This is a genomic window from Gammaproteobacteria bacterium (genome assembly GCA_033720895.1).
GTDB lineage: Bacteria > Pseudomonadota > Gammaproteobacteria > Natronospirales > JAJUFS01 > JAWWBS01.
This window is the reverse complement of the sequence record JAWWBS010000015.1, coordinates 26,478-33,372: the sequence shown is the minus strand read 5'-3', so window position 1 is coordinate 33,372 and position 6,895 is coordinate 26,478. Positions and strand designations below refer to the sequence as shown.

Below are 6,895 nucleotides of genomic sequence, written 5' to 3'. Positions count from 1 at the left end.
GATGGTGTAGTCCTTGCTGATGTTGTCCGCCGAGTCGTTGCTCGGTGATTCCAGCGTGGTCGTCTGACCGCTCGGCGTCACCAGGATGACTTCCAGGTCACCGCGATACGTGTGGACGATTTCCACGTGCACCGTGATGGAGCCGGAGTCACCCGTGCGGGAGACGCTGATCGGGCTTTCGACGTAGCCACCATTGTCCGGGATCGAGACGTTGGTCGTCGATTCGAAGAAGTTCGAACCGCCACCACCGGAACCGCCATCCGTGTAGCTGCCCGTCAGCGACACGCCCGAGAAGGCCGAGTAGCCGCGCAGCATCACGTAGTAGGTACCGGCCTGCACATTGGAGATGTTGCAGGTCTCGTTGTTGCCCGAACGGTACGGACGACAGTCATAGCTCGACGTGGTCGGCGCCTGGCCGAAGCGGACATAGAGATCCGCGTCGCCCGAACCACCGCTCATGACGAAACTCAGGTCGGAAGCACCGGCCGGAACGTCCATGGTGAAGAGCAGCTCTTCGCCCTGGGCGCCGGACAGGTCGGTCTTGGCCACGCCGTTGTCGAGCACGGTGTCACCGCCGCCACCGCCACCGGTGTCCTCGGTGAAGCTGCCGACCAGCGACACGTTCGAGAAGGCCGAGTAGCCACGAATCATGACGTGGTAAGTGCCTGCCTGGACGTTGCTGATATCGCAGCTCTCGCTGTTGCCACCGACGTACGGACGGCAGTCGTAGCTCGAGGTGGTCGGTGCCGAACCGAATTTGACGTACAGGTCGGCATCACCCGAACCACCGCTCATGTTGAACGACAGGTCGGTCGCACCGGCTGGTACCTCCAGCGTGAAGCGGAGCTCGGCACCCTGGGCACCGGACAGGCCGGTCTCGGCGACGCCGTTTTCGAGCACGGTGTCACCGCCACCGCCACCGCCGCCACCATTGGCCGCGTTCACGGCTGCCGTGGCATCAACGATGCCGGTGCCGCACTGCGAGCAGGTGGACGGGAAGGCGCGGGTCGTCGACTTCAGGATGGACTCGACGTCATCCGGGCTCAGCGTGTTGTCTACCGCCATCATCAGCGCAGCAACGCCAGCGACATGCGGTGCCGCCATCGAAGTGCCCTGGTAGAAGGTGTAGTTGTCGCTGCCCGGACCACGGCTGCCGCTGTTGAACGTCGACAACACGCCGTTGATCGACGTGGACTGCGTCAGCTCGCCACCCGGCGCGCCGACATCGACCACCGAACCGTAGTTCGAGTAGTAGGAACGACCACCGTCACGGTTGGTGGCAGCCACCGTCACCACGCCTGCGCAGTTCGCCGGGTTGGCGTTCGACGCATTGGTGTTGGAGTTGCCGGCAGCGACGATCACGACCGCACCATTGGAACGGGCGGTGTTGATCGCCGACTGGGTGGTGGACGAGCAGGAACCGCCGCCACCGAGCGACATGTTGATCACGTCAGCCGGGTTGGCATTGGTCGGCACGCCAGAAACGGTACCGCCGGATGCCCAGATGATGGCATCGGCAATGTCCGAGGTCAGGCCACCGCACTTGCCCAGCACGCGCAACGGCACGACCTTGGCGCCATAGGCAACGCCAGCCACACCGCTGGAGTTGTTGGTTTCGGCAGCCACGGTGCCGGCGACGTGCGTGCCGTGCCAGCTGGAACCCTGGAACTGGGTCGGCTGGCCGTTGCCACACTCGCCTGCTTCGGCCCAGTCACCCGGGTCGCGCGCATCCGAATCGCGGCCGTCGCCGTCATTGCCGACAAAGCTGTCGGAAATGAAGTCATAGCCACCCACGATGTTGCCGTCGAGATCGACGTGCGGACGGTAGCCGGTGTCGAGCACCGCCACCAGCACGCCAGCACCCGTGGTCACATCCCAGGCCGAATCGACGTTCAAGCCGCCCGTCGCCTCGAAGTAATGCCACTGCTCGTTGTAACGCGAGTCATTGGGCGTCGCCAGTGGCTTCAGCATCTGGTCGACCTCGGCATAAACGACATGCGGGTTGCGCGACAGCATCTGGGCAACGCGGGCATGATCTCCCTTGCGGCCGTGGACGCGCACCAGGTCGGCGCCGGTACCCAGCGTACGAACCCGCTCGAGCTTGACGCTCAGGCGCTGGCTGACTGCAGCCAGTACTTCGCGGGCACGCTCGGAACGGTTCGCTTCACCCTGGCCGGGCTTGGCAAACTGCACGATGACCTGTTGCGGTGGACCGGCTTGCTCAGGCGCGCTGCGCTGGCCGGCATGGGCGACGGTTGTCGCGGTCGTGAAGAGTAACGCCGTGGCAGCCAAAAGGACGCGCCACAAAAGACCGGATCTCCGTCCGGTAGTAAAAAAGGACATAAATATCCCCCCAATCAATCACCTCAATTGCACGAACCCTCCCTGGATCGTGTCATCACCCCCCTTGGGTAATGCTCGTCAGCCTGCATTTTTGGTTTTGTATTCGCAGACATGAACATCGGGTTTAGTTTAGTGCAGTGCAAAAATCAATGAAGCAGGCCTAAAAATTCGAACCCAAACCCGGATTCAGCTTTCGATTGGTGTTTTTTTAGACAGGTGAAGGGACTTATGTCAGATCAGGCACGGCTCAGAAGTTTCGTTCGTAACGCAGGCTCCAGCCATCAACCACACCCTGCTCGAAACGCAACAGCATCACGCCACCTCGAGCTGCCAGCAGGCCAAGCTCGACATAACTGCCGCTGCGCCTGCGTTCGCCCGCTGCCAGGGTTGCGCCCGTGCCCTCGTCTTCCTGGTGGAAGTCGATGTCGCCAGCGTAGCCCCCGCCACCGAGCAACACGACACCGGCCCGGTACCGCAAGCCAGCGGTCGCTGTCCGCTCCAGGGTGCGAAAGCGGTACTCGTTGATATCCGTGCTGCGTCGATCCCGCTGGTAGAGGTAATCAATGGAGCCGGTGGCATCGAGTCGCGCCGTCAGGGGCCACTGGAACCGGAGGCCCAGCCCGCCGAAACTTCCGCTGGCCGTTTCCTGCAGCAGGCCGCCGCCCCGCAATTCCGATTCGGAATAGCCGATCACGAAACCACCCTGGATACCTGGTTGCAGCGTTTCCCAGTACTCGGCGCCATAGCGCCTTGTGGTCAGCTCGGCCGAACTGCCGTCATCGAAATCGATGGATGCGTCCACCGTGCGGGTGTAAGCCGCGGCGGAAATTCGCAACTGGCCTGCGGTCGCAGTGGCCGATGGCAGCATGACCAAAAACGCGCACAGGCAGCCCACCAGAATTGTCAGCTTGCTCCTCATTCAGCGTCTCCGTGCAGTCCCTGGCATGAAGCCGTGAATTCCGCCATTCAACGGTATTACAGGCTTTTCTAGCCGGCACTTTGCGCTATCATCGCAGAAAGCCTCCGACAAATCCGGAGGCGCGGAGTTCGCATGACCAGCCTGCCTGCCAATCCTGCCCACCACCCTGTACTGCGTTTCAGCCATGTGCTGATCGCGGGCCTGGTGATGACAGCAATGGCGCCGTCCAGCATGGCAGGTGACAACATCAATGCGCCAGCAGCGGCCGAGAATTTCAATGGCTGCCTGGCGAGGCTGGAAACCCGGGCCGCCGACCGCGGCATCGAGGCTGCCACCCTCCGGGCCACCCTGCCCGGCATCGAGCAGGCACAGCGCGTCATCAAGTCGGATTCGGCGCAACCCGAGTTCTTCTACACCTTCTGGCACTACCTGAATCGCCGGGTTACCGAGCAACGGGTCGAACGTGGCCGCGAGATGCTGCAACAGCATTACCGCCTGCTGCACCAGGTGTATCGCGAATTCGGCGTGCGGCCGGAATACCTGGTCGCTTTCTGGGGCCTGGAAACGAATTACGGCAGCTACTTCGGCAAGATCCCGGTCCTGGATGCACTTGCGACCCTCGCCTGCGACCAGCGCCGCAGCGAATTCTTCACCGGCGAGTTCCTGACTGCCCTGGAGCTGCACCAGCGCGGCGACATGGACCTGACCCGTGCCAAGGGTTCCTGGGCTGGCGCCATGGGCCACACCCAGTTCATGCCTTCCACCTTCGAGCGCTATGCGCTGGACCACGATGGCGATGGCCATCGCGATCTGTACGGCAGCCTGGCCGATGCCTTTGCTTCCTCCGCCAACTACCTGTCCAGCATTGGCTGGGCTCCGGGCGAACGCTGGGGACGCGAAGTCATCGTGCCGTTCCGCTTCGACTGGTCACAGGCGAGCATGAACACCAAGAAAACGGTCTCGGAGTGGCGCGCACTCGGATTGCGTGACGCCTTCGGGCGCCCGCTGCCGGAATCGGACATGAAAGGCTCGCTGCTCCTGCCAATGGGCCACAAGGGGCCGGCCTTCCTGGTCTACGAAAACTTCAACATCATCATGGAGTGGAACCGCTCCTTGTCCTATGCGCTGGCGGTCGGCCATCTCGCGGATCGCATCGCCGGCATGGGCGAACTGACGGCCAAGCGCCCGGAAGCCATCGAGCTGCTGAGCCGTGCCGAAGTCACTGAAATCCAGTCCATCCTCAACCGGCTCGGCTATGCCAGTGGCGAGCCGGATGGCGTGGTCGGGCGCCAGACCCGCAAGGCAGCGCAGCGCTTCCAGGCCGATGCCGGCCTGCCGGCTGACGGCTACCCCGACAAGACCCTGCTTGCTGCCTTGCGACAGACAGCCCAGTAAGACGTCGCACTGATTCCTGCCGCAGCTTTGGTATCCTCCGGTGTCCCGCTCTTGCAGACACCGGAGAATGGCAATGTCCCGCAACCCTCGCGCATCCATGCTGAAGACCCTTGTTGTCCTGCTTGCCGCAGTGGCGCTGGCCGCCTGCAGCGATGCTGACAAGACAGCAACGCAATCCACCAGCAGCAAACCCGAAGCAACCATCGACCTCGAGCAGGTGGCCGGGCAATACGTCCGGATCGTGCTCGAAGGCGGACAGCACGACGCCGCCCTGGTCGATGCCTATTACGGACCGGAAGAATGGCAGCAGGCTGCCAGCCAGGATCCACGCTCGCTCGCGGAGCTGATCGCTGCCGCCGAGGCGCTCCGCGGCTCGCTGCAATCGATCAATGCAGTAAAAGCGGACGAACAGGCTCGCCAGCGCTACCTCGACAAGCAGTTGCGCGCCGTCGCAACCCGGCTGCGCATGGTGAGTGGCGAGACCTTCGACTTCGACCGGGAGACCGCGCTGATCTACGACTCCGTGGCGCCACGCCATGACGTCGAATTCTTCGAAACCGCGCTCGCCGAAATCGATGCCTTGCTGCCGGGCGACGCACCACTGGCCGATCGCGTCGAAACCTTCCGCCAGCAATTCGTGATTCCGCCGGAAAAACTCGATGCGGTATTCATGGCAGCCATGGAAGCCTGCAAGGAAAGAACGGTGGCCAACATGTCGCTGCCCGAGGGCGAAAGCTTTGTCGTGGAATACGTCGATGACAAGCCCTGGAGCGGCTACAACTGGTACCAGGGCGGCGCGCACAGCCTGATCCAGGTGAACACCGATCTGCCCATCTTCATCGACCGCGCAGTCGACCTGGGTTGCCACGAGGGCTACCCGGGCCACCACACCTACAACGCCCTGCTGGAAGCCGAGCTGGTCGAAAAGCGCGGCTGGGTCGAGTTTTCCGTCTATGCGCTCTACAGCCCGCAGTCGTTGATAGCCGAGGGCAGCGCCAACTATGGCATCGAGATGGCCTTCCCGGGACGCAAGCGTTTCGAATTCGAGCGTGACGTGCTGATGCCGATCGCCGGCCTGCCCATGGAGAAGGCGGAACAGTACTGGGAGCTCCGCCAGCTGCTGAAGAAACTGACTTACGCCGGCGTGGAAGCCGCGCGTCGCTACATCGGTGACGAGGGCGTGGAGAAATTCAGCCGCGAAGAAGCCGAGGCGTTCCTGGTGGAATACAGCCTGAGTTCACCCGAACGAGCCGCCCAGCGGATCCGGTTTTTCGACGCTTATGGCGGTTACGTCATCAACTACAACCACGGCCGTGACCTGGTTGCGGAATACGTCAGGACGAATGCCGACAACGAGCAGCAGCGCTGGCAGGTATTCAGTGAACTGCTGGGTTCACCGAAACTGCCCGCCGACCTGCGTTGATCCGCAACAAGGCGGAAACAAAAAAAGCCCCGGCACAACCGGGGCTTTTCTTTTTCAACACAGCGACTCGTATCAGAAGCTGTAGCGACCACCGATGAAGTAACCACCGAAGTTGTCGCCTTCACGCAGCTCGAAGAAACCAGCCAGCTTTGGCATGAACTGGTACTGCGCACCGACCGAGAGGACGGTATCCGAATCGGTCAGGTCGATGTACTGCAAGGCACCCCGCAGTTCCAGGCGGTCCGACATGGCGACACGGACACCGCCGCTCAGGCGCAGGCCGTCATCATCGAATGCCGGATCCACTTCGACATTCAGGTACTCGATCGAACCATAGACGTCCGTGCTCGGGTTGAGCGCATGACGATAGCCGGCGCCGAAAGCCAGGTCGGTGCGATCGATGTCGCCGAAGCCGGTTTCTGCCGAAGCGGAAGTGAACTCGCCGATAACGAAGATTTCCGGATTGACCAGGAAGGACCCACGCAGGCCGAGACCGTCGAAATCGGCACCGCCGCCGTCAGGTTCGACACTGATGAAACCGAAATCCACGTAGTTGTACTCCAGGTCTGCCGCGGCAGCCGGGACGCTCAGCAGCATGCCGACAGCAAAAACACTTGCCAATAGTTGACGCATCTCTTTATCTCCCTTATTGGTGATAATCGCTAATTGGTGATAATCGTGGCTCCGCCCATGGCGAAGACCGGTTACGGCAGGTAATGTACAGGGAGTCGTTTCCCTGTTCTGTGAGCTTAGTCATAATCCCCGCCGGCGGGCCGGATGCTACACTGAATTCCTGAATCTGCCGCGGCCTTGCA

At 62.1% G+C, this 6,895-nt stretch carries 5 protein-coding genes; 2 read left to right on the top strand and 3 right to left on the bottom strand.

What is annotated here, in order from left to right; all coding sequences use genetic code 11:
- Together R3217_04115 and R3217_04110 are read right to left on the bottom strand one after the other, a co-directional pair.
- The coding region (locus tag R3217_04115) for a S8 family serine peptidase (GenBank protein ID MDX1454622.1) at positions 1-2,307 on the bottom strand (2,307 nt) is incomplete at its 3' end.
- Positions 2,308-2,590: 283 nt separating this feature from the next.
- Positions 2,591-3,262 carry a hypothetical protein gene (locus R3217_04110; protein ID MDX1454621.1) on the bottom strand — a complete coding sequence of 224 codons (672 nt, stop codon included), beginning with the start codon at positions 3,260-3,262 and terminating at the stop codon, positions 2,591-2,593.
- Positions 3,263-3,394: 132 nt separating this feature from the next.
- Between R3217_04110 and R3217_04105 the strand changes: the two genes are divergently transcribed.
- Positions 3,395-4,657 (top strand): lytic murein transglycosylase, encoded by a 1,263-nt coding sequence (locus R3217_04105; protein MDX1454620.1) that lies wholly within the window; start codon positions 3,395-3,397, stop codon positions 4,655-4,657.
- 73 nt (positions 4,658-4,730) lie between these two features.
- Positions 4,731-6,080: a hypothetical protein gene (locus R3217_04100; GenBank protein MDX1454619.1), complete on the top strand. Its 1,350-nt coding sequence runs from the start codon at positions 4,731-4,733 to the stop codon at positions 6,078-6,080.
- A 72-nt stretch (positions 6,081-6,152) separates the two neighbouring features.
- On the opposite strand, the gene R3217_04095 is transcribed toward R3217_04100, so the two are convergent.
- Positions 6,153-6,713 carry an outer membrane beta-barrel protein gene (locus R3217_04095; protein MDX1454618.1) on the bottom strand — a complete coding sequence of 187 codons (561 nt, stop codon included), beginning with the start codon at positions 6,711-6,713 and terminating at the stop codon, positions 6,153-6,155.
- Positions 6,714-6,895: the final 182 nt, after the last annotated feature.